The sequence below is a fragment of the Tabrizicola thermarum genome (genome assembly GCF_003574395.1).
GTDB classification, from domain to species: domain Bacteria; phylum Pseudomonadota; class Alphaproteobacteria; order Rhodobacterales; family Rhodobacteraceae; genus Tabrizicola; species Tabrizicola thermarum.
In genome coordinates, this window is record NZ_QMJY01000079.1 from 1 (window position 1) to 21,672 (window position 21,672).

The 21,672-nt window shown below is 67.2% G+C and carries 24 protein-coding genes and 1 tRNA gene; 11 read left to right on the forward strand and 14 right to left on the reverse strand.

Features of this window, described 5'->3' with window-relative positions; translation table 11 throughout:
- Positions 1-241: 241 nt before the first annotated feature.
- The 3 genes from D5084_RS12835 to D5084_RS12845 all read right to left on the reverse strand — a co-directional run bounded on the left by D5084_RS12835 (position 242) and on the right by D5084_RS12845 (position 2,122).
- Entirely contained in the window at positions 242-583 is a 342-nt protein-coding gene (locus tag D5084_RS12835; protein ID WP_238382643.1) for a DUF6525 family protein, read from the reverse strand.
- Positions 519-1,796, reverse strand: a complete 1,278-nt coding sequence (locus tag D5084_RS12840) for a GTP-binding protein (RefSeq protein WP_128515897.1) — start codon at positions 1,794-1,796, stop codon at positions 519-521. The genes D5084_RS12835 and D5084_RS12840 overlap by 65 nt, the downstream gene beginning before the upstream one ends.
- A 74-nt stretch (positions 1,797-1,870) precedes the next feature.
- Positions 1,871-2,122, reverse strand: coding sequence for a BolA family protein (locus D5084_RS12845; RefSeq protein WP_128515898.1), 252 nt, complete (start codon positions 2,120-2,122; stop codon positions 1,871-1,873).
- 76 nt (positions 2,123-2,198) lie between these two features.
- Here D5084_RS12845 and D5084_RS12850 point away from each other — a divergent pair, with 76 nt between their 5' ends.
- The gene (locus D5084_RS12850) at positions 2,199-2,831 is read left to right on the forward strand and encodes a DnaJ domain-containing protein (RefSeq protein WP_128515899.1); all 633 of its coding nucleotides are present in this window, start codon (positions 2,199-2,201) and stop codon (positions 2,829-2,831) included.
- On the opposite strand, the gene msrB is transcribed toward D5084_RS12850, so the two are convergent.
- Positions 2,828-3,274, reverse strand: a complete 447-nt coding sequence (msrB, locus tag D5084_RS12855) for a peptide-methionine (R)-S-oxide reductase MsrB (RefSeq protein ID WP_128515900.1) — start codon at positions 3,272-3,274, stop codon at positions 2,828-2,830. The two genes, D5084_RS12850 and msrB, sit on opposite strands and share 4 nt — an antisense overlap.
- A gap of 174 nt (positions 3,275-3,448) precedes the next feature.
- Here msrB and cobS point away from each other — a divergent pair, with 174 nt between their 5' ends.
- Positions 3,449-4,423: a cobaltochelatase subunit CobS gene (gene cobS / locus D5084_RS12860; protein ID WP_128516024.1), complete on the forward strand. Its 975-nt coding sequence runs from the start codon at positions 3,449-3,451 to the stop codon at positions 4,421-4,423.
- Positions 4,423-4,878 carry a thermonuclease family protein gene (locus tag D5084_RS12865; protein ID WP_128515901.1) on the forward strand — a complete coding sequence of 152 codons (456 nt, stop codon included), beginning with the start codon at positions 4,423-4,425 and terminating at the stop codon, positions 4,876-4,878. Before cobS ends, D5084_RS12865 begins: the two co-directional genes overlap by 1 nt.
- A 315-nt stretch (positions 4,879-5,193) precedes the next feature.
- On the opposite strand, the gene D5084_RS12870 is transcribed toward D5084_RS12865, so the two are convergent.
- Positions 5,194-5,784 (reverse strand): NADPH-dependent FMN reductase, encoded by a 591-nt coding sequence (locus tag D5084_RS12870; protein ID WP_128515902.1) that lies wholly within the window; start codon positions 5,782-5,784, stop codon positions 5,194-5,196.
- Positions 5,785-5,933: 149 nt separating this feature from the next.
- On the opposite strand from D5084_RS12870, the gene cobT reads away from it, so the two are divergent.
- The 3 genes from cobT (at position 5,934) to D5084_RS12885 (ending at position 10,035) form a co-directional block, all read left to right on the forward strand.
- Complete coding sequence (gene cobT / locus D5084_RS12875; RefSeq protein WP_128515903.1) at positions 5,934-7,802, forward strand: cobaltochelatase subunit CobT; 1,869 nt, start codon at positions 5,934-5,936, stop codon at positions 7,800-7,802.
- An 81-nt stretch (positions 7,803-7,883) separates the two neighbouring features.
- Positions 7,884-9,683: an aminopeptidase P family protein gene (locus D5084_RS12880; protein ID WP_128516025.1), complete on the forward strand. Its 1,800-nt coding sequence runs from the start codon at positions 7,884-7,886 to the stop codon at positions 9,681-9,683.
- Between the two features lie 10 nt (positions 9,684-9,693).
- The gene (locus D5084_RS12885) at positions 9,694-10,035 is read left to right on the forward strand and encodes a DUF427 domain-containing protein (RefSeq protein ID WP_128515904.1); all 342 of its coding nucleotides are present in this window, start codon (positions 9,694-9,696) and stop codon (positions 10,033-10,035) included.
- On the opposite strand, the gene D5084_RS12890 is transcribed toward D5084_RS12885, so the two are convergent.
- Entirely contained in the window at positions 10,022-10,432 is a 411-nt protein-coding gene (locus D5084_RS12890) for a SufE family protein (RefSeq protein ID WP_128515905.1), read from the reverse strand. The genes D5084_RS12885 and D5084_RS12890 overlap by 14 nt on opposite strands.
- 122 nt (positions 10,433-10,554) lie before the next feature.
- Between D5084_RS12890 and D5084_RS12895 the strand changes: the two genes are divergently transcribed.
- Positions 10,555-11,013, forward strand: a complete 459-nt coding sequence (locus D5084_RS12895; protein WP_238382644.1) for a hypothetical protein — start codon at positions 10,555-10,557, stop codon at positions 11,011-11,013.
- A 52-nt stretch (positions 11,014-11,065) separates the two neighbouring features.
- On the opposite strand, the gene rnd is transcribed toward D5084_RS12895, so the two are convergent.
- Entirely contained in the window at positions 11,066-12,220 is a 1,155-nt protein-coding gene (gene rnd / locus D5084_RS12900) for a ribonuclease D (protein ID WP_128515906.1), read from the reverse strand.
- Between the two features lie 134 nt (positions 12,221-12,354).
- Between rnd and D5084_RS12905 the strand changes: the two genes are divergently transcribed.
- The gene (locus D5084_RS12905; RefSeq protein WP_128515907.1) at positions 12,355-12,720 is read left to right on the forward strand and encodes a YbaN family protein; all 366 of its coding nucleotides are present in this window, start codon (positions 12,355-12,357) and stop codon (positions 12,718-12,720) included.
- On the opposite strand, the gene purN is transcribed toward D5084_RS12905, so the two are convergent.
- Both purN and purM read right to left on the reverse strand, forming a co-directional pair.
- Positions 12,709-13,296, reverse strand: a complete 588-nt coding sequence (gene purN / locus D5084_RS12910; RefSeq protein ID WP_128515908.1) for a phosphoribosylglycinamide formyltransferase — start codon at positions 13,294-13,296, stop codon at positions 12,709-12,711. The two genes, D5084_RS12905 and purN, sit on opposite strands and share 12 nt — an antisense overlap.
- Positions 13,293-14,339, reverse strand: coding sequence for a phosphoribosylformylglycinamidine cyclo-ligase (gene purM / locus D5084_RS12915; protein WP_128515909.1), 1,047 nt, complete (start codon positions 14,337-14,339; stop codon positions 13,293-13,295). The genes purN and purM overlap by 4 nt, the downstream gene beginning before the upstream one ends.
- A 112-nt stretch (positions 14,340-14,451) precedes the next feature.
- Here purM and D5084_RS12920 point away from each other — a divergent pair.
- Positions 14,452-14,528, forward strand: a tRNA-Ile gene (locus D5084_RS12920).
- Between the two features lie 18 nt (positions 14,529-14,546).
- Here the strand turns inward: D5084_RS12920 and D5084_RS12925 are convergent.
- From D5084_RS12925 to yajC, 4 genes are read right to left on the reverse strand one after another with little or no spacing between them, the layout of a single operon-like run.
- Positions 14,547-14,903: an Mth938-like domain-containing protein gene (locus D5084_RS12925; protein WP_128515910.1), complete on the reverse strand. Its 357-nt coding sequence runs from the start codon at positions 14,901-14,903 to the stop codon at positions 14,547-14,549.
- Between the two features lie 4 nt (positions 14,904-14,907).
- Positions 14,908-15,879, reverse strand: coding sequence for a protein translocase subunit SecF (gene secF, locus D5084_RS12930; protein WP_128515911.1), 972 nt, complete (start codon positions 15,877-15,879; stop codon positions 14,908-14,910).
- Positions 15,880-15,892: 13 nt separating this feature from the next.
- Positions 15,893-17,560: a protein translocase subunit SecD gene (gene secD / locus D5084_RS12935; RefSeq protein ID WP_128515912.1), complete on the reverse strand. Its 1,668-nt coding sequence runs from the start codon at positions 17,558-17,560 to the stop codon at positions 15,893-15,895.
- Between the two features lie 9 nt (positions 17,561-17,569).
- Positions 17,570-17,899: a preprotein translocase subunit YajC gene (yajC, locus tag D5084_RS12940; protein WP_128516027.1), complete on the reverse strand. Its 330-nt coding sequence runs from the start codon at positions 17,897-17,899 to the stop codon at positions 17,570-17,572.
- A 178-nt stretch (positions 17,900-18,077) separates the two neighbouring features.
- Between yajC and serS the strand changes: the two genes are divergently transcribed.
- Together serS and D5084_RS12950 are read left to right on the forward strand one after the other, a co-directional pair.
- Positions 18,078-19,367 carry a serine--tRNA ligase gene (gene serS, locus D5084_RS12945; protein ID WP_128515913.1) on the forward strand — a complete coding sequence of 430 codons (1,290 nt, stop codon included), beginning with the start codon at positions 18,078-18,080 and terminating at the stop codon, positions 19,365-19,367.
- A 65-nt stretch (positions 19,368-19,432) separates the two neighbouring features.
- Positions 19,433-20,140 (forward strand): TspO-related membrane protein, encoded by a 708-nt coding sequence (locus D5084_RS12950; protein ID WP_128515914.1) that lies wholly within the window; start codon positions 19,433-19,435, stop codon positions 20,138-20,140.
- Between the two features lie 57 nt (positions 20,141-20,197).
- Here the strand turns inward: D5084_RS12950 and der are convergent, their stop codons facing one another.
- On the reverse strand, positions 20,198-21,667 hold the full coding sequence (der, locus tag D5084_RS12955) for a ribosome biogenesis GTPase Der (protein WP_128515915.1): 1,470 nt from the start codon (positions 21,665-21,667) through the stop codon (positions 20,198-20,200).
- Positions 21,668-21,672: the final 5 nt, after the last annotated feature.

The following is a 21,672-nucleotide window of genomic DNA, read 5'->3' on the forward strand; positions in this document are numbered from 1 at the left end:
CACCATCCAGATGCAACCCCCGCCGATCCATCCCAAACCCCATCCCAACCTCAACTGTTGCGCTCCATTCTAGAGGTGAAGAGTGCTTAACCTTTGCCCGCGCTCCGGGGCGAGGGCGGTTTTCAGATTGAGCGCCTTTCGGCGCGAGCCTTCTGTCTCGCCTCTGGCCTTCGGCCAACCGGCTCGGGCGCTGGGGGTTTTCCACCCCCAGACCCCCGGGAGTATTTGGGAAAAGAGCAAATCAGGGGCTGCGGCCGGGTGTCTGGCCGGGTTTCTGGCCGGGTGTCTGGCCGGGTGGTCGCGGCACCGGCTGCATGGGCCGGGTCGGGTAGCCGTCACCCCAGACCCTTGCCGCATCGCGGGCAAGCGTGCGGGCCTCGGCGCGGGTCAGCCGGGCCCTGGCGGCCTCGGGGCAGCCGGTTTCGCGCAGGGCACGCTGCCAGAGGCGAAGGACCGAGGCCGCGCTCCAGGGAAGGGCTGCCCCGGCGGCCCAGGTGCGCAGCTCGGGGGGCAGCCGGTCATGCGCCGCCATGGGATCGGTCTTGCGCCAGCGCGCGCGTGGGGTGGCGAGATTGCGGGTCATGCCGCCTGCCGCCGCCAGCGGGGAACGGGTCGGAAAAGCCGGTCCAGGCCTCGGGCGTGAAGGCGCGGGCCGGGACGAGGGCCGCGTCGAGGCGGGCGCGCAGGGTGGCCTCGTCCATCCCGCTGCCGATGAAGACCAGTTCCTGGCGCCGGTCGCCCCAGGGTTCCTGCCATTTCGACGCCACCTCGGCCAGGGCGTCGGGGTGGGTCGGCCAGCGGTCGCGGGGCACGCTGGCCCACCAGCCGCCAAGCGGCGTCACCGAGGAGACGGCACCGGCCAGGGAAAACTCGGCCACCCAGTCGGGCCGGGTCGCCAGCCAGAAATGGCCCTTGGCACGGATCACGCCGGGCAGATCGCCGTTCAGGACCGCGTGGATCCGGCCCGGATGGAAGGGCGCGCGGGCGCGATAGACGAAGGAGGTGATGCCGTATTCCTCGGTCTCGGGGGTGTGCTGGGCGAAGCCATAGAGTTCCTTGGCCCACAGCGGGTGTTCGTGGGCGCGGTCGAAGTCGAAGAGCCGCGTGTCGAAGATGATGGCGGGATCGACACGGGCGTGATCCGTCTCGATCAGGCGGGCGTCGGGGTTCAGCGCCCTGATGATCTTGCGGGCGGCCTCTGTCCGGGCGGGGCCGGCGTCCGTGATCTTGTTCAGGATCACCACATCGGCGAATTCGATCTGATCGGTCAGCAGGTTGACGATCGTGCGGCTGTCCCCCTCGCCCAGGGATTCGCCGCGGTCGGCCAGGAAATCGTGGCTGGAGAAGTCGTTGAGCAGGTTGATCGCATCGACGACCGTGACCATCGTGTCGAGGCGCGCGACATCCGACAGGCTGTTGCCCGCCGCGTCGCGGAAGTCGAAGGTCGCGGCCACCGGCAGGGGTTCGGCGATGCCGGTGGATTCGATCAGGAGATAGTCGAAGCGGCCCTCTGCGGCGAGGCGGCGCACCTCGGTCAGGAGGTCGTCGCGCAGGGTGCAGCAGATGCAGCCGTTGGTCATTTCGACAAGCCGCTCTTGCGTGCGCGACAGGTCGGCGCCGTCGCGGATCAGGTCGGCGTCGATGTTCACTTCGGACATGTCGTTGACGATGACGGCGACGCGGCGACCGTCGCGGTTGTTCAGGACGTGGTTCAGAAGCGTGGTCTTGCCGGCGCCGAGAAAGCCGGAAAGGACAGTGACGGGAAGGCGGGTGTCGGGGAGGCGGGGGTCGGGCATCGCTGGCTCCTTGCTATGTTATACTATAACATATCTGGGTCAGACGGGGACGGCAAGGCCAGGGCGGCCCCGTGCTAGCCGATGTCGAGCGCGATGGCGTGGATGCGGTTGTTCAGGTCGCCCAGCGCCTTCTGCACCGCGCGGTGGCGGGCGAGGCGGGACATGTCGCGGAAGGCCTCGGCCCGGATGGTGATGCGGAAATGGCTTTCGCCCGTGCCGTCATCGCCCGCGTGGCCCGCGTGCCTGTGGCTTTCGTTCACCACCTCCAGCACGGAAGGGTGGAAGGCGGCGGTCAGCCGATCCTCGATCTCGTCCTTCACGGCCATGTCAGCTTCCCCTGCCCTTCCAACTTGCCGAAAAAGCCCTAAACTCGTGGCCCCGAGTCGGAAAGGCCCCAAACGCATGTCCAGTCGCCCGCCCTTTGACTTCAACATCAGCGCTGCGGCGGCCAAGAAGCGCAAGACGGCCGGTCGGCGCGGCATGTCGGGCGCGTTCGAAACGGCGGACCGGCCCTGCGATTATCCGGGTTGCAAGGAGAAGGGCGCCTATCGGGCGCCGAAATCGCCCGAGCTGCTGGACGAGTATTTCTGGTTCTGCAAGGACCACATCCGGGAATACAATCTGAAATGGAACTTCTTCCAGGGCACAACGGATGAGGAGTTCCAGAAGTTCCTGGACAAGAACCGGGTCTGGGAGCGGGAGACGAAGCCCTTCAGCCGTCTGGGCGACGGCAACGCCTGGGCGCGGCTGGGGGTGAACGACCCGATGGCGCTTTTGGGCGAGAAGGCGACGCAGAACCCCGGGCGCGTCAATTCGGCCGCGACGCGGAAGCTGCCCGCGACCGAGCGCAGGGCGATCGAGATCCTCGATGCGCGGGATACGATGTCGAAGACGGAAATCCGCAAGGTCTACAAGGGGCTGATCAAGGTGCTGCACCCGGACATGAACGGCGGCGACCGCAGCCATGAGGAACAGCTGCAAGAGGTCGTCTGGGCCTGGGATCAGCTGAAGGACAGCCGGTATTTCCGCGACTAGGCGGGTCTGAAGGCCAGCGCCGCGCCGTTCATGCAGTAGCGCAGGCCGGTGGGCGGGGGCCCGTCGGCGAAGACATGGCCGAAATGCCCGCCGCAGCGGCGGCAGTGAACCTCGGTCCGGGCACCGAAGAGCCCACCGTCTTCGCGGGTGGCGATGGCGTTCGGCAGGGGCTTCCAGAAGGACGGCCAGCCAGTGCCGCTATCGTATTTGGTGTCCGAGGCGAAGGCGGGAAGGTCGCAGCCGGCGCAGTGGTAGGTGCCCTTGCGCTTTTCAACGTTGAGCGGGCTGGTATGGGGGCGTTCGGTTGCCTCCTCGCGCAGGACGCGGAAGGCGAGGTCGGAGAGGCGGGCGCGCCATTCGGCCTTTGTCAGGGTGACTTCGAAGGTCTCGGCCCGGGCCATGGGCGCGGCGAGGACGGTGAGGAGGAAGAGGCGGCGGTGCATGGGCGGGCTCCATTTCCAGCGAGGATACGGGGCAGCTACGCTGCGGCGAAGCGGGAAGTTGCAGGCTCACGCGATTGGGAAGCGGCCCTTCCCCTTGAACCCCCCCAAGATATGTTCCAAGGATGGCCCTGCGCGGCGCAATGGGGCGCGGGCGGCTTTGGATGGACTGTCACGATGCTGGATCAGGCGATGAAACCGACCGAGGAAATCTCGGTCCGCGATGTGTTCGGGATCGACACCGACATGCGTGTGAAGGGCTTCGCCGAGCGCACCGACCGGGTGCCGGAGATCGACCCGACCTACAAGTTCGACCCGGACACGACGCTCGCGATCCTGGCGGGCTTTGCCTACAACCGCCGGGTGATGATCCAGGGCTATCACGGCACCGGGAAATCGACCCATATCGAGCAGGTGGCGGCGCGGCTGAACTGGCCTTGCGTGCGGGTGAACCTGGACAGCCACATCAGCCGGATCGACCTGATCGGCAAGGACGCGATCAAGCTGCGCGACGGCAAGCAGGTGACGGAGTTCCACGAGGGCATCCTGCCCTGGGCGCTGCGGAACCCGGTCGCCATCGTCTTCGACGAATACGACGCGGGCCGGGCGGATGTGATGTTCGTGATCCAGCGCGTCCTGGAGCATGACGGCAAGCTGACGCTGCTGGACCAGAACGAGATCATCACGCCGAACCCCTATTTCCGGCTGTTCGCCACGTCGAACACGGTGGGTCTGGGCGATACGACCGGCCTCTATCACGGGGTCCAGCAGATCAACCAGGCGCAGATGGACCGCTGGTCGCTGGTGGCGACGCTGAACTACCTGAGCCATGACGCGGAAAGCGCGATCATTCTGGCCAAGAACCCGCATTACAACACCGAGAAGGGCCGCAAGGTGATTTCACAGATGGTGACGGTTGCCGACCTGACGCGGACAGCCTTCATGAATGGCGACCTGTCCACCGTGATGTCGCCACGCACCGTGCTGAACTGGGCGCAGAATGCGGAAATCTTCCGCAATGTGGGCTATGCCTTCCGGCTGACCTTCCTGAACAAGTGCGACGAGCTGGAGCGGCAGACCGTGGCCGAGTTCTACCAGCGCTGCTTTGCGGAAGAGCTGCCGGAGTCGGCGGCCAGCATGGCGATGAAGTGATGCGGCGGGCTTGGTTCGCCCAAGCCTTTCTCGCAATCCTGGCAGTCGGACTTGCGGGCTGCGTGGCGACCTCTGCTCCGACCCCGCAGGGCCCGTCCGGCCCCGTCGATACCGGCTGTCGCGTCACCTATATCGCCGATGGAGACACGATCCACATGGCCTGCCCGGGCACCGGCGAGGTCAAGGCTCGGCTTCTGGGCTTTGACACCCCCGAGGTCTACTCTCCAAGATGCGGCAAGGAACTGGCGGCGGGCCAGCAGGCGACGGCGATCCTGCGGCAGGTGCTGCGGTCCGGCCCGATCACGGCGGCCCGGTTCGAGGGGCATGACCGTTACGGGCGCGAGTTGGTCCGGCTTGAGGTCGCCGGACAGGACGTCGCGGGCCAGATGATCGCAAGCGGCCTTGCGGTGCCCTATTCGGGGGGAAGACGCCCGGATTGGTGCCGGATGCTTTGAGGGGGCCACCCGGAAGGATTTCCCTTCCGCCCGCAAAATGCACGAGTCCGCGGGCCTTCTGCCGAAATTGCGCGCGGATCGGAGACGTTTCTGGCCGTCTTCCGGCCTTGGGCTGCGACGAAGCCCGGGGCGGCCTGTCCCCTGTTGCGCGGCCGGGTGAGGCCGCAAGGGCGATGACCTGGCGGATCGAGGCTAAGGTGGCGCGGAAGGCGCTGCCGGACCGGGCGTGTTTCGCAAGGGATCACGGGGCAGAAAGAAGATCGGCGCAGCTTCTGCAAGGCTGCGCCGACCTGATCGGTCGATCCTGACGCAGCCTCAGGCCGCGCGGGCGGCCATCGTCGCCTTCGCCCACCAGGCGAGGTCATCGAGCGTGGCCTTGGCAGACGGCAGCAGCGCGCCTTCGATGTCGGCCAGGTTGCCCGAGCCGCCCATGCCGGGGTGGACCTTCCAGAAGTCCGCGCCACCGATGTGGACGGCGTTGCGGGTCGGGACCATCTGGAGTTCGACGGCGATCAGGCGCAGATGCTCCAGCGCGCGGGCGCCGCCCATCGAACCGTAGGCAATCGCGGCCATCGGCTTGCGGGCCCAGGCGGTATAGGCCTGGTCAAGCGCGTTCTTCAGCGGGCCGGTGATCGAGTGGTTGTATTCGGCGACAACGAAGATGTAGCCGTCATACCCGGCGATCTTCTTCTGCCACGCCACGGCGGCGGGGTTCGACGACGGCACATAGGCATCCGACGCCGGTTCGTCGAACATCGGCAGGTTGAAATCGCGCAGATCGACGATTTCCACATCCATGTCGCCGCGGGCATCGGCCTGGGCCTTCATCCATGCGGCCGGGATGTCGGCAAAGCGGTGCTGGCGGATCGAACCGATGATGAGAGCGATCCTGGGTTTGTTGGCCATGGGACGGTTTCCTTCCGGATGGGTTTGAATTCGGTGTCTTTTATCTGTGGTTGCGGGGGGTGATGCCAACTCTCCAATCCCGCGCCGCGTCTGTGCGCCGACGCACGGCGACGCTTGCCGCCGGGGGCGCGGAGTGCTTTATCTGGGGCATGAACAAGCCCAGCGACAACCCCGCCGATCCGTTCAAGAAAGCCCTGGCCGAGGCCACCCGCACCATGGCGGATGACCCGGAGATGACGGTCAGTTTCTCTGTCGATCCGGCGGGGATGAACAAGGAGGGCGTGCGCCTGCCGCAGGTCAGCCGCCGGATGACGCGGGACGAGGTGCTTTTGGCGCGCGGGACGGCGGATGCCTTTGCGCTGCGGCGGAAGTATCACGACGATGCGGTGGCAGCCCGCTATGCGCCGACGGGGCCGCTTGCGCGCGACATCTTCGAGGCGATGGAGAACGCGCGCTGCGAGGCGGTGGGCGCGCGCGACATGCCGGGGACGGCCGGGAACATCGACGCGAAGATCGCGCATGAGGCGGACCGCAAGGGCTATGGCCAGGTGACGCAGGCCTCGGAAGTGCCGCTGCCGGTGGCGGCGGGCTATCTGGTGCGGCAGATGGCGACGGGGCGCGCGCTGCCGAAGTCGGCGGAGCACGCGGCGGACCTGTGGCGCGGCTTCGTCGAGGAGCAGGCGGGAGAGACGCTGACCGGGCTGGACGATGTGCTGGGCGATCAGGCGGCCTTCGCGCGGCTGGCGCGGAAGGTGATCGCGGACCTCGGCTATGGCGACCAGCTGGGCGACGACCCGGATGCACCCGAGGATGCGGGAGACGATCAGGCCGAGGAGGATCAGGACTCGCCCGATTCGGCAGGGGACGAGCAGGACGAGAGCGAGGACGCGGAGGCCTCGCCCGAGCGGAGCCAGGAGGAGCAGCAGGACCAGTCCCAGGCGCAGGTCACGATGGAGGACAGCGCCGACATGGAGCAGGGCGACGAGGCGGAGTTGCCCGAAGGCGAGGCGCCTCTGGAGCCGCCGCCGCCCGCGCCCCATTCTGACGCGGACCCGAATTATGTCGTCTATACCACGGATTTCGATGAGGAAATCAAGGCCGAGGAATTGGCCGAACCGGCAGAGCTGGAGCGGCTGCGCGCCTATCTGGACCAGCAGCTGGAGCCGTTGAAGGGGGCGGTCAGCAGGTTGGCGAACAAGTTGCAGCGGCGGCTTCAGGCGCAGCAGAACCGCAGCTGGGAGTTCGACAAGGAGGAGGGCATCCTTGACGCGGGCCGCTTGGCGCGGGTGGTGGCGAACCCGACGACTCCGCTGTCCTTCAAATGGGAGAAGGATACCGAGTTCCGCGATACGGTGGTGACGCTGCTTCTGGACAATTCGGGGTCGATGCGGGGGCGGCCGATCTCGATCGCGGCGATCTGTGCGGATGTGCTGGCGCGGACGCTGGAGCGGTGCAACGTGAAGGTGGAGATCCTGGGCTTCACCACGCGGGCCTGGAAGGGCGGGCAGAGCCGCGAGCGCTGGCTTGCGCAGGGGCGGCCGCAGATGCCGGGGCGGCTGAACGACCTGCGGCACATCATCTACAAGTCGGCGGATGCGCCCTGGCGGCGGGTCAGGCCGAACCTTGGGCTGATGATGAAGGAGGGCCTCTTGAAGGAGAACATCGACGGCGAGGCGCTGGAATGGGCGCATCGGCGGGTGATGGCGCGGCCCGAGCAGCGGAAGATCATGATGGTGATTTCCGACGGGGCGCCGGTGGACGATTCAACCTTGTCCGTCAACCCCGCGAATTATCTGGAGAAACACCTGCGCGACGTGATCGCCATGGTGGAACGGCGCCGCGCGGTGGAGCTGATCGCCATCGGGATCGGGCATGACGTGACGCGCTATTACCAGCGGGCGGTGACGATCACCGATGTCGAGCAGCTGGCGGGCGCGATGACGGAACAGCTGGCCGCGCTGTTCGAGGTGGACCCGAAGAAACGCGCCCGGGCGCTGGGGATGCGGCGGGCAGGCTGAGGGGGCCTTCTGCCCCCTCGCCCCGGACAGGGTCCGGGGCTCACCCCCGAGGATATTTGTGGACAGATGAAAGGCCGCGGCATGTTCCAGAGCTTCGACAGTCACGCCTCGCCCGATCAGGGCCCGCCCCGGCTGCTTGCGCTGCGCGCGAAGCTGGCGGCGATGGGGCTACAGGGCTTCATCGTGCCGCGGGCGGACGTGCACCAGGGCGAATATGTCGCCCCGCGGGACGAGCGGTTGCAGTGGCTGACCGGGTTCACCGGCTCGGCGGGGTTCTGCATCGTGCTGCCGGACGTGGCGGGGGTGTTCATCGACGGGCGCTACCGGACGCAGGTGAAGGCTCAGGTGGACCTGTCGGTCTTTACGCCGGTCCCCTGGCCGGAGGTGAAGCCGGGGGAGTGGATCAGGGAGAGGCTGGCGGCGGGAGTGGTGGGATTCGACCCCTGGCTGCATACGGCGGATGAGGTGGAGCGACTTCAGAGATCGCTTGAAGGCACTGGTGTAACCGTTTCTTCTGTCAGCGAAAATCCTGTTGATGCGATCTGGCCTGATCAGCCCGCGGCGCCTGCGGGGAAGGCTTTCGTGCATCCTGTCGCGCTTGCGGGCGAAAGCCATGCCGACAAGCGCGCGCGGCTGGCGGAGGCGTTGCGAAAGGCCCGGCAAAGGGCGGCGGTCATCACGCTGCCGGATTCGCTGTGCTGGCTGCTGAACATCCGGGGCGCGGATGTGCCGAAGAACCCGGTGCTGCATGGGTTTGCCGTTCTGCATGACGACGCGCGGGTCGATCTGTTCGTGGCGCCGGCCAAGCTGGACGACACGGTGCGGGCGCATCTTGGGCCGGAGGTCGCGGTACATCCGGTCGAAGGATTTGCCGAGGCGCTGAAGGGCCTTGCCGGGCCGGTGCGGGTGGACAAGACCACCGCGCCGCTGGCGGTGTCGGACATCCTGAAGGGGGCGGGGGTGGAGGTCGCCTGGGGCGATGATCCCTGCCGGCTGCCCAAGGCCTGCAAGAACGCCGCCGAGATCGCGGCCACGCGGGAAGCCCATCTGCGCGACGGGGCGGCGATGGTGGAGTTCCTGCGCTGGCTGGACGAGGCCTCGCCGTCCGGGGGGTTGACCGAGATCTCCGTGGTGCAGGCGCTGGAAGGCTTCCGCCGCGCGACCAATGCGCTGCATGACATCAGTTTCGACACGATCTGCGGGGCGGGGCCGAACGGGGCCATCATGCATTACCGCGTGACCGAGGAGACCAATCGGCCGGTGCAGCAGAACGAATTGCTGCTGGTCGATTCGGGGGCGCAGTATGCGGACGGGACGACCGACATCACCCGGACGGTGGCCATCGGCGATCCGGGACAGGAGGCGCGGGAGTGCTATACGCGGGTGCTTCAGGGCCTGATCGCGATCAGCCGGGTGCGGTTCCCGAAGGGGCTGGCGGGGCGGGATATCGACGCGCTCGCACGGTTCAACCTGTGGGTCGCGGGGCAGGATTACGACCACGGCACGGGGCATGGCGTGGGGGCCTTCCTGTCGGTGCATGAGGGGCCGCAGCGGATTTCCCGCGTCTCGGAGGTGCCGCTGGAGCCGGGCATGATCCTGTCGAACGAGCCGGGCTATTACCGCGAGGGCGCCTTCGGCATCCGGCTGGAGAACCTGATCGTGGTGCAGGAGGCGCCTCCTCTGGGCGACAACCGGGCGCAGCTGGCCTTCGAGACGCTGACCTTCGTGCCCTTCGACCGCCGCCTGATCCTGCGCGAGGAGCTGTCTAAGGGGGAACGGCGCTGGCTGGACGCCTATCACGCAGAGGTGCTGGAAAAACTTGGCAATCGGGTTTCCGGTGCTACCCTTGACTGGCTGACGCAGGCTTGCGCGCCGATCTGAGGAGGCAGGAATGGCCGATCACATCCGCATTGCCAGGGTTGACGGGCCGGTCACGGTGCGGGCGGGCACCACGGTGCTGGGCACCAGCGCGCGGGCACTGGAGCTGCGCGAAGGATCCTATCCGCCGGTGATCTATGTTCCGCGCGAAGATATCGACATGACCCGGCTGGTGCGGACGGATCATGCGACGTCCTGCCCGTGGAAGGGCAAGGCGAGCTATTACTCGATCAAGGGCGATGTCGGGATGCCGGCCAATGCGGTCTGGAGCTACGAGACGCCGAAACCCGACGTGGCCGAGATCGCGGGGCACCTGGCGTTCTATCCCGACCGGGTGACGGTCACACGCGGCTAGCAGCCTCGTCGCGGATGCGCTGGACCATGGCGCGCAGGCCGTTCGAACGCTGGCTGGAGAGATGTTCGTTCAGGCCAAGGCGACCCAGTTCCGCGGTGGCGTCGATCTTGCCGACCTCGGCCACGGGGACGCCGGAGTAGAGCGCGTGCAGGATGGCGATCAGGCCGCGGACGATCATGGCATCGGAATCGCCCTGGAAGTCGAATTTCCCATCCTCGACCATCGGGCGCAGCCAGACCTGACTGGCGCAGCCCTGCACCTTCAGCGCCGGGACCTTGAAGCTGTCGTCCAGAGGCGGCATGGCCTTGCCCAGTTCGATGACATGGCGGTAGCGGTCCTCCCAGTCATCAAGGAAGTCGAAGGTTTCGGCGAGGTCTTCGAAGGCTTGGGTGGCCATGGTCTGCTCCGTCTGGTGTGGGTGAGGTAAGGCGCGGGGGCGGGACAGTCCAGTCCAAGATGCGCTTTTCAAACGCGGTGCCATCGGCTACCCAAGGGGCAACGCATCAGGAAGTTGGCCCCATGTCCCTGTCCCGCCGTCACGTCGTTCTTGGTCTTGCAGTCGCCTTGGCGGGTTGCGGGGGGCTGCGGCAAAGCAAGCTCAACCCGTTCAACTGGTTCCGCAAGTCCGAGCCGCGCGAGACGATCGTGCTGCCCGAGGCGAAAGAGGACGGGCGGGTCCTGGCCGAGGTGGTGCTGTCGCTGGCGGTCGAGCCGATGCCGGGCGGGGCCATCGTGCGGGCCCGCGGGCAGATGCCGGTGCAGGGCTACTGGAGCGCGGAACTGGTGCCGCAGCCCGTGACCGAGGGCGGGACGCTGGTCTATGAGTTCCGGGTGTTCCCGCCGGTGACGAAGACCGACGTGAACACGCCGCAGTCTCGGCAGGTGGACGTGGCGATCTTCATCTCTGACGTCAAGCTGGAGAACGTGCGCGAGATCGTGGTGCAAGGCGCCACGAACGCGCGGGCCTCGCGGCGGTAGCGCCGATTTCCCTGCGGGATCGGTCCGGGTGTCCCGAGACCTTCGGGCCGCGTTACAGGCGGACGACGCGGACTTCGTTGCCTTTGGCGGAAAGCGCGATCTCGCCCTTGCAGAGGCGCAGGGCGTCATCGCCGAAAGCCTCAAGCCGCCAGCCGGTCAGCGCGGGAACCGAGCGATCCCCGGCGGCGATCAGGTCGAGGTCGGCCGATGAGGCGATCAGGCGGGGCGCGACGCCAAGGCTTTCGGACTTGGCCTTCAGCAGCACGCGGAGAAGGTCGGCCAGCGCCGGGTTCACCTGCATCTGTTCGCGCGGGGTCTCGACCCGGGGGATGTCCTCGGGCTTCATCTCCAGCCCTTCCTTCACCGCGGCAAGGATGCCTTCGGCGATCTCGGGCTTGCGGCCTTCGCGCAGGAGGAGACGGGAACGGCCCAGTTCCTCGGCCGTGGTGGGCCGGGTGGAGGCAAGCTCCAGCAGCGCGTCGTCCTTCATCACCCGGCTGCGCGGCACGTTCTGGGTCTGGGCATAGGATTCGCGGAACCGCGCCAGCGCCTTCACCACGGCGAGGAAGCGGCCGGAGGTGGTGCGGGTCTTGATCCGCTGCCAGGCATCGTCGGGGTGGATGGTATAGGTGGCGGGATCGGTGAGGATCGCCAGTTCCTCGGCCACCCATTCGGCGCGGCCGTTCTTCTTCAGTTGCGCGGCAAGCCATTCGTAGATCACCCGCAGGTGGGTCACGTCGGCCAGCGCATATTCCTTCTGCGCGTCCGACAGGGGCCGCCGCGACCAGTCGGTGAAGCGCGAGGTCTTGTCGAGATCGGCCTTGGCGATCTTCTTGACCAGCGTCTCGTAACCCACCTGTTCGCCGAAGCCGCAGACCATGGCGGCGATCTGCGTGTCGAAGAGGGGTTTGGGGAAGACGCCGCCTTCGACGAAGAAGATCTCCAGATCCTGCCGGGCGGCGTGGAAGACCTTCACCGTCGCCTCGTGCCGGAACAGGTCGTAGAGCGGTTCCAGCGACATCTCCGGCCCCGCGATCGGGTCGATCAGGACCGCCTCCCCTGCCCCGGGAAGCGCCATCTGGATCAGGCAGAGCTTGGACCAGTAGGTGCGTTCGCGCAGGAATTCGGTGTCGAGGGTGACGAAGGGCTGGGACTTGGCAAGCGCACAGTAGGCGGCGAGGTCTTCGGTCGTGGTGATCGTGCGCATGAGGCAGCCTTTCGTCGCGGGGTCATCCCGCCAATGCCGGGCCGTTCTAGGGCTTCGGGCGGGAAAAGGAAAGGGGCGGGGTTGAGCCTGACGCCCGGCCATGCGCAAGTGGCGAACGAAACGCGGGGTGGGTGATGCGCACGCTTTGGCTGGCGGCGGGGTTTCTGTTCCTGGGCCTGGGGCTTCTGGGCGTGGTGCTGCCCGTCCTGCCGACCACGCCCTTCCTGTTGCTGGCGGCGGGGTGCTTTGCCAAATCCTCGCCCCGGCTCCATGGCTGGCTTCTGAACCACCGGACCTTCGGCCCGCCGATCCGCAACTGGGAAGAGCACGGCGCGATCTCGCGGCGCGCCAAGCGGCTGGCGGCGGGCAGCATGGCGGCGGTCTGGGGCCTGTCGCTGTTCGCCGGCCTGCCCTGGAGCGCACTGGTCGTGCAGACTGCGCTGATCGGTATCGGCGCGGCCTTCGTGCTGACGCGGCCGGACGGGCCGTCAGGGGAGTAGGACGGGGGTCCGGTCCCCGGCGGCAAAGCGGCGGAGGACGGCGGGGTAGAGCCGATGTTCCTGCGTCAGGACGCGGGCGGCGAGGGTTTCCTGAGTGTCTCCGGGCAGGACGGGGACGCGGGCCTGGCCGAGGATGGGGCCTGCGTCGAGGTCGGCGGTCACTTCGTGGACGGTGCATCCGGCCTGCGCGTCGCCTGCGGCAAGGGCGCGGGCATGGGTGTGCAGGCCGGGGTATTTCGGCAGGAGCGAGGGGTGGATGTTGAGCATCCTGCCTTCGTAGCGGTGGATGAAGCCGGGGGTCAGGATGCGCATGAATCCGGCAAGACAGAGGATGTCGGGCCGGGTGGCGTCGATCTTTTCGGCCAGGGCGGCCTCGAAAGCCTCGCGGGTCGGGTAGGCGCGGTGGTCGATGGCGGCGGTGGGGATGTCAAGGGCTGCGGCTTTGGCAAGGCCGCCTGCCCGGGGATCGTTCGCGGCGACGAGGACGGGTCGGGCATAGCCGCCTTCCGCCATGTCCCGGACGAGCGCCAGCATGTTCGAGCCACCCCCGGAAATCAGGATGGCGACGCGTTTCACAGCAGGCGGCCCTTGTAGATGACCCCCTGCCCTTCGGTGATGGTTCCGAGGCGGGTGACGGTTTCGCCTTCGCCTTGCAGGAGTTCGGTCAGAGCATCCGCCCGGTCCTCGGCGACGACGAGGATCATGCCGATGCCGCAGTTGAAGGTCTTGAGAAGCTCGGGTTCCGCCATGTTCGCGGTGGTGGCGAGCCAGCGGAAGACCGGCGGGAGTTGCCAAGCGCCAAGGTCGATTTCGCAGGCGAGGCCTTCGGGCAGGACGCGGGGCGGGTTCTCGGTCAGGCCCCCGCCGGTGATGTGGGCAAGGCCGTGGACCCCACCGGCGCGGACGGCGGCGAGCGCCTGTTTGACATAGAGGCGGGTCGGAGTGAGAAGCGCCTCGCCCAGGGAGCCGTCGCTGAAGGGGGACTTGGCGTCCCAGCCGAGGCCGGAAAGTTCCACCACCTTGCGCACGAAGCTGTAGCCGTTGGAATGGACGCCCGAGGAGGCGAGGCCGAGGAGGACGTCGCCCTTCTGGACGTCGCGCGGAAGGTCGGACCCACGTTCCATCGCCCCGACCGCGAAACCTGCAAGGTCGAAGTCGCCCTTGTGATACATGCCGGGCATCTCGGCCGTCTCACCGCCGATCAGGGCACAGCCAGAGTCGGCGCAGCCCTTCGCGATGCCGGTGATGATGCGGGTGGCCTCTTCGACCTCCAGCTTGCCGGTGGCGAAATAGTCGAGGAAGAACAAGGGCTCGGCGCCCTGACAGACAAGGTCGTTGACGCACATGGCGACAAGGTCGATGCCGATGCTGTCGACGTGGCCGGTGTCGATGGCGATGCGCAGTTTGGTGCCGACGCCGTCGGTGGCGGCGACGAGGATCGGGTCCCGGTAGCCTGCGGCCTTGAGGTCGAAGAGCGCCCCGAAACCGCCGAGGCCACCCATCACGCCCGGCCGGGCCGTGGACTTTGCGGCGGGCTTGATCCGGTCGACAAGCGCGTTCCCGGCGTCGATGTCCACGCCTGCATCGGCATAGGTCAGCCCGTTGTGCCCCGTGGTCATCTGCCTGCCCCTTTTGCGGAATCGGTTGCCGCCCGCATAGACGATTGCCCGCAGGCGCGCAACGCGGGGCGGCTTGACCGTCCGTCCGGTTCTGCTAGGCAGGGGCCGCTACGGGCCTGTAGCTCAATTGGTCAGAGCAGGGCGCTCATAACGCCTTGGTTGGGGGTTCGAGTCCCTCCGGGCCTACCATTCCCGTTGTGGGCGGCGTCAGTCGACCGGGATCAGCGCCACGGCGACGCGGCGGCCTTCGCCGAGGAGCACGTTGTAGGTGCGCGCCGCAGTCGGGGAGGCCATCACCTCGACCCCGATCCCCTGCCCTTCCAGCGCGTCGCGGAAGGCTGCGGGCACATGGGCGACCTGCGCGCCCGTGCCCACGAACAGGACGTCGATCCTGTCCACCAGACTGAGCGGGGCTGCGGTGTCGCCGTAGCCCCCCCAGGGACCGGCATCCCAGGGGGTGATGAGGCAGGGGCCGCGCAGGACATGCCCGGCGACGCGGAAGAAGCCGGGGCCGTAACCCTCGATGGCTTTCGCGTTGCCGTAGGTGACTTCGGTCAGGCGCATCGCGTCAGGCGTCGACGTTGGCGAAATCGCTCTTGTCGGCCTTCTTGGGCTTGTCGCCGCGGTCGAGGCCGATGAACAGGACCAGGTTCTTGGCCACGAAGACCGAGGAATAGGTGCCGAGGATCACGCCCACGAAGATCGCGAAGGTGAAGCCGCGGATCACGTCACCGCCGAAGATCAGCATCGCCCCCAGGGCCATCAGCGTGGTGCCCGAGGTCATGATCGTGCGGCTGAGCGTTTCGTTGACCGAAAGGTTCATCACGTCCCTCAGCGGCATCGTCTTGTATTTCAGCAGGTTCTCGCGCAGGCGGTCGAAGACGACCACGGTGTCGTTGATCGAATAGCCGAGGATCGTGAGAAGCGCGGCGATGATCGTCAGGTCGAACTTGATCTGGAACACCGCGAAGATGCCGATCACGATGAAGATGTCGTGCAACAGGGCCGCCACGCTGCCCACGGCATACTGCCATTCGAAGCGCAGCCAGATGTAGATCATGATGCAGACCGAGGCCGCCACCATGGCGGTGATCGCCTTCCAGATCAGCTCTCCCGACACTTTGGGGCCGACCGATTCGATCGAGGGGAAGGTGATCGAGGGATCGACCGCCTTGAGCCGGGCCTCGACCTCGGAGAGGGTTTCGGGGGTGACGGCCTCTTGCCCGTCCAGCGGAGCGATGCGGATCTGGGCCACATGCTGATCCGCGGCAAAGGTCGGGTCGAAGACTTCGGTGATGGCAACGTCGCCAAGCTCAAGGCCGGACAGCGCCTGGCGATAGGCGCCGACGTCCACGGGTTGCGTCGCCTCGGTGCGGATCGTGGTCCCGCCGCGGAAATCGATACCGAAGTTCAGACCCATCACCGCCCAGGCGATGATGGAGATCACGGTCAGCATCATCGAGCCGCCGAAGGTCAGCCACTGGGCGCGGAAGAAGTCGATGTTGGTCTTTTCGGGGACGACGCGAAGACGGAAGGCCATGGTTCTGATCCCCTTAGACGACGACGGTCGCGGGACGCCGCGCGCGATACCAGATTTCCACCAGAAGGCGGGTCACGTAGATCGCGGTGAAGACCGAGGTGATGATCCCGATCCCCAGCGTGATCGCAAAGCCGCGCACGGGGCCTGCTCCGACCAGGAACAGCACGGCGGCCGTGATGAAGGTGGTGATGTTGGCGTCGATGATGGCGCTGAGCGCGCGCTGGTAGCCAAGTTCGATCGCGCGGCCGGCGTTCCTGTTCTGACGCAATTCCTCGCGGATGCGTTCGAAGACAAGGACGTTGGCATCGACCGCCATGCCGATCGTCAGCACGATCCCCGCGATGCCGGGCAGCGTGAGGGTGCCGCCGATGGCCGAAAGGGCGGCGAAGATCAGCGCCATGTTGAAGACCAGCGCAATGTTGGCGAACAGGCCGAAAAGCCCGTAGCTGGCCAGCATGTAGAGGACCACCACCGCGCCTGCGACCATCGCTGCGATCTTCCCGGCCGCGATGGAGTCGGCGCCGAGTTCCGGCCCGATGGTGCGTTCCTCGAGAAAGCTCATCTCGGCCGGCAGGGCACCGGCACGCAGAAGGACGGCGAGGCGGGTCGATTCCTCGATCGAGAAGTTGCCGGTGATGATGCCCGATCCGCCGGGGATATGGCTTTGGATCACCGGGGCCGAGATCACCTTGCCATCCAGCACGATGGCAAAGGGCGCGCCGATGTTGGCGGCGGTGTAGTCGCCGAACAGCCGCGCGCCGGTGGTGTCGAAGCGGAAGCTGACGGCCGGGCGGCCGTTCTGGTCGAACGTGGGCTGGGCATCCACCAGATCCTCGCCGGAGACGACGGGCGTGTCCTCGACGATGTAGTAGACGCCGGGCTCATCCAGCGAGGGCAGCAGCACGTTGCGCGGCCCCGGCGTGGCGGCCGCGTCCGTGGTGCGGCTTACGACGGCGTTGAACGACAGCTTTGCGGTCTGGCCGATCAGCGCCTTGAGCTCCTGCGCCGAGCCGATGCCGGGCACCTGGATCAGGATGCGGTTTTCGCCCTGCCGCTGGATCGTCGGTTCGCGGGTCCCGGCCTCGTCCACGCGGCGGCGAATGATTTCCAGCGACTGCTGGATGGTGCGTTCGTCGGTGGCCTGCTTTTCGGCCTCGGACAGGCGCACGACGATGTCGCTGCCCTCGGCGGTCACGTCCAGCGTGCTTTTCCCGATGCCGGTCAGCGACACGACGCTGGAGCCAAGACCGCGAACGGCCTCCAGCGCGGCGGCCATGCCTTCGGGCTTGGACAGGGTGACGCGCAGGACGTCATCGGGCGAGGGCGCGCGGCGGACGGCGCCGACCTGGTCGCGCAGGTCGCGCAGGCGGTCGCGCACCTCGGGCCAGAGGTTGTCCATGCGGGACTTGTAGACATCCTCGACCTTCACTTCGGCCAGAAGATGCGCCCCGCCCCGCAGGTCGAGGCCCAGATTCACCAGCGCCGAGGGCAGGAAATCGGGCCATTCGGCCCGGGCGGCCTCTTGCTCGGGCGTCGCGGTTCCCCCTGCCGCCTCGATGGCGGCGACGGCGTCATTGTGGCGTTCGACCCGGGAGTAGAACAGGTTCGGCACCGCGCCGACGATACCCCAGGCACAGATCAGCAGGATGAGAACGCGCTTCCACAGCGCCATCGGTTCCATGGCTCAGGCTCAGTTCGCCGCGGGTTCGGTCTTGTTCAGGACCTGGGAGATCGTGTGCTTGACGATCTTGACCTTGACGCCATCGGCGATCTCGACCTCGACCTTGCCGTCGTCCTGGACCTTGGAGACCTTGCCGATGATCCCGCCCGAGGTGATGACCTCATCCCCGCGGCGCAGGGCATCGACCATGGCGCGGTGTTCCTTCATCTTCTTCTGCTGCGGACGGATCAGCAGGAAATAGAAGATCACGAAGATCAGGATGATCGGCAGGAACTGGGCGAAGGCGGCTCCGGCGCCGGGGGCTCCGGCGGCCTGGGCGAAAGCGGGGGTGGCGAACATGGTCATCCTTTCCTGCGGGGCCGGAGGGTCAGCGCCCCCCTTGCGATTGCCGCGTCATGTAAGCCCTTTCGCAGCGCATTGCCAGAGGGGGCGCGTGGATCATGGGGGCGGGCGATGCCTTCCCCCCTGCCCCGATATCGGGCATAAGCGCCGACACAGCTGCAAGCGAGGCCAGACCATGCACGACATCCGCTTCATCCGCGAGAACCCGGCTGCGTTCGACAGGGCGCTGTCGCGTCGGGGATTGGCGCCGATGTCGGCAGAGCTGCTGGCCATCGACGAGGCGCGGCGGGCAAGGATCCTGGCGGCGGAAACGGCGGCGGCGGCGCAGAATGCGGCCTCGAAAGAGGTGGGCGCGGCCAAGGCGCGCGGGGATGACGCGGAGTTCGAGCGGCTGCGCGCGCTGGTGGCCGAGAAGAAGGCCGAAGGCGCGCGGCTGACCGAGGAGGCAGAGGCCGAGGATGCCCGGCTGCGCGACGCGCTGATGCGGATCCCCAACCTGCCGCTGGACGAGGTGCCGGAGGGGCCGGACGAAAGCGGCAACGTGGAGATCCGCCGCTGGGGGACGCCTCGGGTCATGGACTTCAAGCCGTTGGAGCATTTCGAGATTCCGGCGGCGAAGGGGGGTTTGGATTTCGCCACGGCGGCCAGGCTGTCGGGCAGCCGCTTCGTGGTGATGCGCGGCGCGGTGGCGCGGGTGCACCGGGCCTTGGCGCAGTTCATGCTGGATCTGCACACCTCCGAGCATGGGCTGGCCGAGACCTGGACCCCGGTCCTGGTCAAGGAAGAGGCCATGTATGGCACCAACCAGCTGCCGAAATTCGCCGAGGACAGCTATCAGACGACGAACGGCTGGTGGCTGATCCCGACCTCCGAAGTGACGCTGACCAACTCGGTCGCCGGGGACATCCTGGAGGAGGCGGTGCTTCCGATCCGGCTGACCGCGCACACGCAGTGCTTCCGGTCCGAGGCGGGGTCGGCGGGCAAGGACACCACGGGGATGCTGCGCCAGCACCAGTTCGAGAAGGTCGAGATGGTGACGATCTGCACGCCGGAAACCGCTCTGGCCGAGCATGAGCGGATGACGAAATGCGCCGAAGCCGTGCTGGAGCGGCTGGAGTTGCCCTACCGGACGATCGTGCTGTGCACCGGCGACATGGGGTTCGGGGCGCAGAAGACGCATGACCTCGAGGTCTGGCTGCCGGGGCAGAACACCTATCGCGAGATTTCCAGCGTTTCGACCTGCGGCCAGTTCCAGGCGCGGCGGATGAACGCGCGCTATCGCCCGGCAGGCGGCAAGCCGGAGTTCGTGGCGACGCTGAACGGCTCGGGCCTCGCTGTCGGGCGCTGCCTGATCGCGGTGCTGGAGAACGGGCAGGAGGCCGATGGCAGCGTGACCTTGCCTTCGGCGCTGAGGCCCTATCTGGGAGGCAAGACCCGGATCACGTCGGACGGCGTGCTGGTCTGACATCCGGGAACCCATTGGCGGGGCTGGGGGTTTTCCCTGCGCCCTGCCCTTTACCGGAGTGACCGATGTCCCGACCTGCCCCCCTGATCCTGCTTCTGGCGACGATTGCCTTCGGGCTTGCGCCGTTGGTGACGCCTCCGTTCACCGGCTATGACCCGGCGCTGTTTCCGGTGGATATCGGGCGTCCGGCGATCCAGCCTGCGGGCTATGCCTTCGCGATCTGGTCGGTGATCTATCTGTGGCTGATCGCTCATGCCGTCTATGGGCTGTGGAAGCGGGCCGAGGACCCGGTCTGGGCGCCTTCGCGCCTGCCGCTGACCGTGGCGATCGGCGTCGGTGTGGTCTGGCTGTGGATCGCGGGGCAAAGTGCGGTCTGGGGCACGGTGACGATCTGGATCATGGCGGCGGGGGCGCTGATGGCCTTCCTGCGGGCGCCGACCGAGCCGGATCGGTGGCTGCTGTCGGGGCCGCTGGCGATCTTCGCGGGCTGGCTGACGGCGGCGGCGGCGGTGTCGACGGGGGTGCTGATTGCGGGCTACGGCGTGCTGTCGAACAGTGCGTCGGCGCTGGCGATGCTGGGGCTGGTGCTGGGGATCGCGCTGGCGGTGCAGGGGCGGAAGCCCCGGATGCCGGTCTATGGGCTGACCGTGGTCTGGGCTCTGGTGGGGGTCATCGTGGTGAACCGGGCGGACAACATGCTGGTCGCAGGCACGGCGGCGGGGGGCGCGGTGGTGATGTTGGGCGCGCTGGGGTGGATGGCGCGCAAGGGGTGAGGTGGGGCCAAAATCCTTCGAAGGATTTTGCAAAAGTTTTCGAAAACTTTTGCGCCCCTACTGGCCGGTGTTCTTTTCCTTGTGCTTGCGCAGGCGCGAGGGTGTGTTGAACTTGCGTTCCTTCCACGGGTTCTCGTTGCCTTGTGAGCGGAGGAACAGCCGGATCGGCGTGCCCGGCATGTCGAAATGGTCGCGCAGGCCGTTCACGAGGTAGCGCTTGTAGCTGTCCGGCAGCTCGTCGGGGCGCGAGCACTTGATGACGAACCCCGGCGGCCGGGTCTTGGCCTGGGTCATGTAGCGCAGCTTGATCCGGTGGCCACCCGGCGCCGGCGGCGGGTGCGCCTCGGTCATGGCACCCAGCCAGCTGTTCAGCTTTGCCGTGGGGATACGGCGGTTCCAGACGTCATGCGCCCGACGGATCGCGTCATGAAGGCGGTCAAGGCCCCTGCCCGTCTTGGCCGAAACGGTGACGAGAGGCGCCCCACGCAGCTGCGGCAGCAGGCGCTCGAACATCTCCTTCAGTTCGGCCAGCTTTTCCTGCTTGTCGTCCTCGAGGTCCCATTTGTTCACCGCCACCACCACCGCACGGCCTTCGGTTTCGGCGAAGTCGGCGATGCGCAGGTCCTGCACTTCGAAGGGGATTTCGACGTCAAGGAGGACGACCACCACCTCGGCGAAGCGCACGGCGCGCAACCCGTCGGCGACGGAGAGTTTCTCAAGCTTGTCCACCACCTTCGCCTTCTTGCGCATGCCGGCGGTGTCCCAGATGCGGATCGGCGTGCCCATCCAGTCGGCGCGGACGGAAATGGCGTCGCGGGTGATCCCGGCCTCCGGCCCGGTCAGCATCCGGTCCTGGCCCAGGATCTTGTTGATGAGGGTGGATTTTCCGGCGTTGGGGCGGCCGATGACGGCGATCTGGAGGGGCTTCGCGGCGGTGGGACGGTGGGCGTTCTCGTCCACCTCAAGCTCTGCGTCTTCTTCCGAGATGTCGGTGTCGGTTTCCGGCAGCATCTCGGCTTCGCGGGGGGCGAATTCCTCTTCGAAGGGTTTGAGCGCGCGGTAGAGGTCGTCCATCCCCTCGCCATGTTCGGCGGAGAGGCGGATGGGCTCGCCCAGGCCGAGGGAGTATGCCTCCAGCGCGCCGGCATCGCCTGCCTTGCCTTCGGCCTTGTTGACGCCGAGGAGGACGCGGGCGGCTTTCTTGCGCAGGATGTCGGCGAAGACCTCGTCCGAGGGCGTGACGCCGACACGCCCGTCGATCAGGAACAGGCAGACATCGGCCATGTCCACCGCGCGTTCGGTCAGGCGGCGCATCCGGCCTTGCAGGCTGTCGTCCGTCACCTCTTCCAGCCCCGCGGTGTCGATCACGGTGAAGCGGAGGTCGAAGAGTTTCGCGTCGCCCTCGCGCAGGTCGCGGGTCACGCCGGGCTGGTCATCGACCAGCGCGAGCTTGCGGCCGACGAGCCGGTTGAAGAGCGTCGATTTGCCCACATTTGGGCGGCCCACGATGGCGAGGGTGAAGGTCATGTCAA

Bases quoted from the DNA above. Each gene is read 5' to 3' on its own strand.
- cobT (WP_128515903.1), top strand. From the start codon at position 5,934: ATGAACAAGCCCAGCGACAACCCCGCCGATCCGTTCAAGAAAGCCCTG.
- D5084_RS12905 (WP_128515907.1), top strand. From the start codon at position 12,355: ATGCGCACGCTTTGGCTGGCGGCGGGGTTTCTGTTCCTGGGCCTGGGG.
- yajC (WP_128516027.1), bottom strand. From the start codon at position 17,899: ATGTTCGCCACCCCCGCTTTCGCCCAGGCCGCCGGAGCCCCCGGCGCC.
- D5084_RS12925 (WP_128515910.1), bottom strand. From the start codon at position 14,903: ATGCGCCTGACCGAAGTCACCTACGGCAACGCGAAAGCCATCGAGGGT.
- D5084_RS12870 (WP_128515902.1), bottom strand. From the start codon at position 5,784: ATGGCCAACAAACCCAGGATCGCTCTCATCATCGGTTCGATCCGCCAG.
- D5084_RS12840 (WP_128515897.1), bottom strand. From the start codon at position 1,796: ATGCCCGACCCCCGCCTCCCCGACACCCGCCTTCCCGTCACTGTCCTT.
- rnd (WP_128515906.1), bottom strand. From the start codon at position 12,220: ATGCGCACGATCACCACGACCGAAGACCTCGCCGCCTACTGTGCGCTT.
- D5084_RS12950 (WP_128515914.1), top strand. From the start codon at position 19,433: ATGTCCCGACCTGCCCCCCTGATCCTGCTTCTGGCGACGATTGCCTTC.
- cobS (WP_128516024.1), top strand. From the start codon at position 3,449: ATGCTGGATCAGGCGATGAAACCGACCGAGGAAATCTCGGTCCGCGAT.
- D5084_RS12865 (WP_128515901.1), top strand. From the start codon at position 4,423: ATGCGGCGGGCTTGGTTCGCCCAAGCCTTTCTCGCAATCCTGGCAGTC.
- D5084_RS12890 (WP_128515905.1), bottom strand. From the start codon at position 10,432: ATGGCCACCCAAGCCTTCGAAGACCTCGCCGAAACCTTCGACTTCCTT.
- D5084_RS12895 (WP_238382644.1), top strand. From the start codon at position 10,555: ATGTCCCTGTCCCGCCGTCACGTCGTTCTTGGTCTTGCAGTCGCCTTG.
- der (WP_128515915.1), bottom strand. From the start codon at position 21,667: ATGACCTTCACCCTCGCCATCGTGGGCCGCCCAAATGTGGGCAAATCG.
- D5084_RS12885 (WP_128515904.1), top strand. From the start codon at position 9,694: ATGGCCGATCACATCCGCATTGCCAGGGTTGACGGGCCGGTCACGGTG.
- D5084_RS12835 (WP_238382643.1), bottom strand. From the start codon at position 583: ATGACCCGCAATCTCGCCACCCCACGCGCGCGCTGGCGCAAGACCGAT.
- purM (WP_128515909.1), bottom strand. From the start codon at position 14,339: ATGACCACGGGGCACAACGGGCTGACCTATGCCGATGCAGGCGTGGAC.
- D5084_RS12880 (WP_128516025.1), top strand. From the start codon at position 7,884: ATGTTCCAGAGCTTCGACAGTCACGCCTCGCCCGATCAGGGCCCGCCC.
- serS (WP_128515913.1), top strand. From the start codon at position 18,078: ATGCACGACATCCGCTTCATCCGCGAGAACCCGGCTGCGTTCGACAGG.
- D5084_RS12850 (WP_128515899.1), top strand. From the start codon at position 2,199: ATGTCCAGTCGCCCGCCCTTTGACTTCAACATCAGCGCTGCGGCGGCC.
- msrB (WP_128515900.1), bottom strand. From the start codon at position 3,274: ATGCACCGCCGCCTCTTCCTCCTCACCGTCCTCGCCGCGCCCATGGCC.
- secF (WP_128515911.1), bottom strand. From the start codon at position 15,879: ATGGCCTTCCGTCTTCGCGTCGTCCCCGAAAAGACCAACATCGACTTC.
- D5084_RS12845 (WP_128515898.1), bottom strand. From the start codon at position 2,122: ATGGCCGTGAAGGACGAGATCGAGGATCGGCTGACCGCCGCCTTCCAC.
- secD (WP_128515912.1), bottom strand. From the start codon at position 17,560: ATGGAACCGATGGCGCTGTGGAAGCGCGTTCTCATCCTGCTGATCTGT.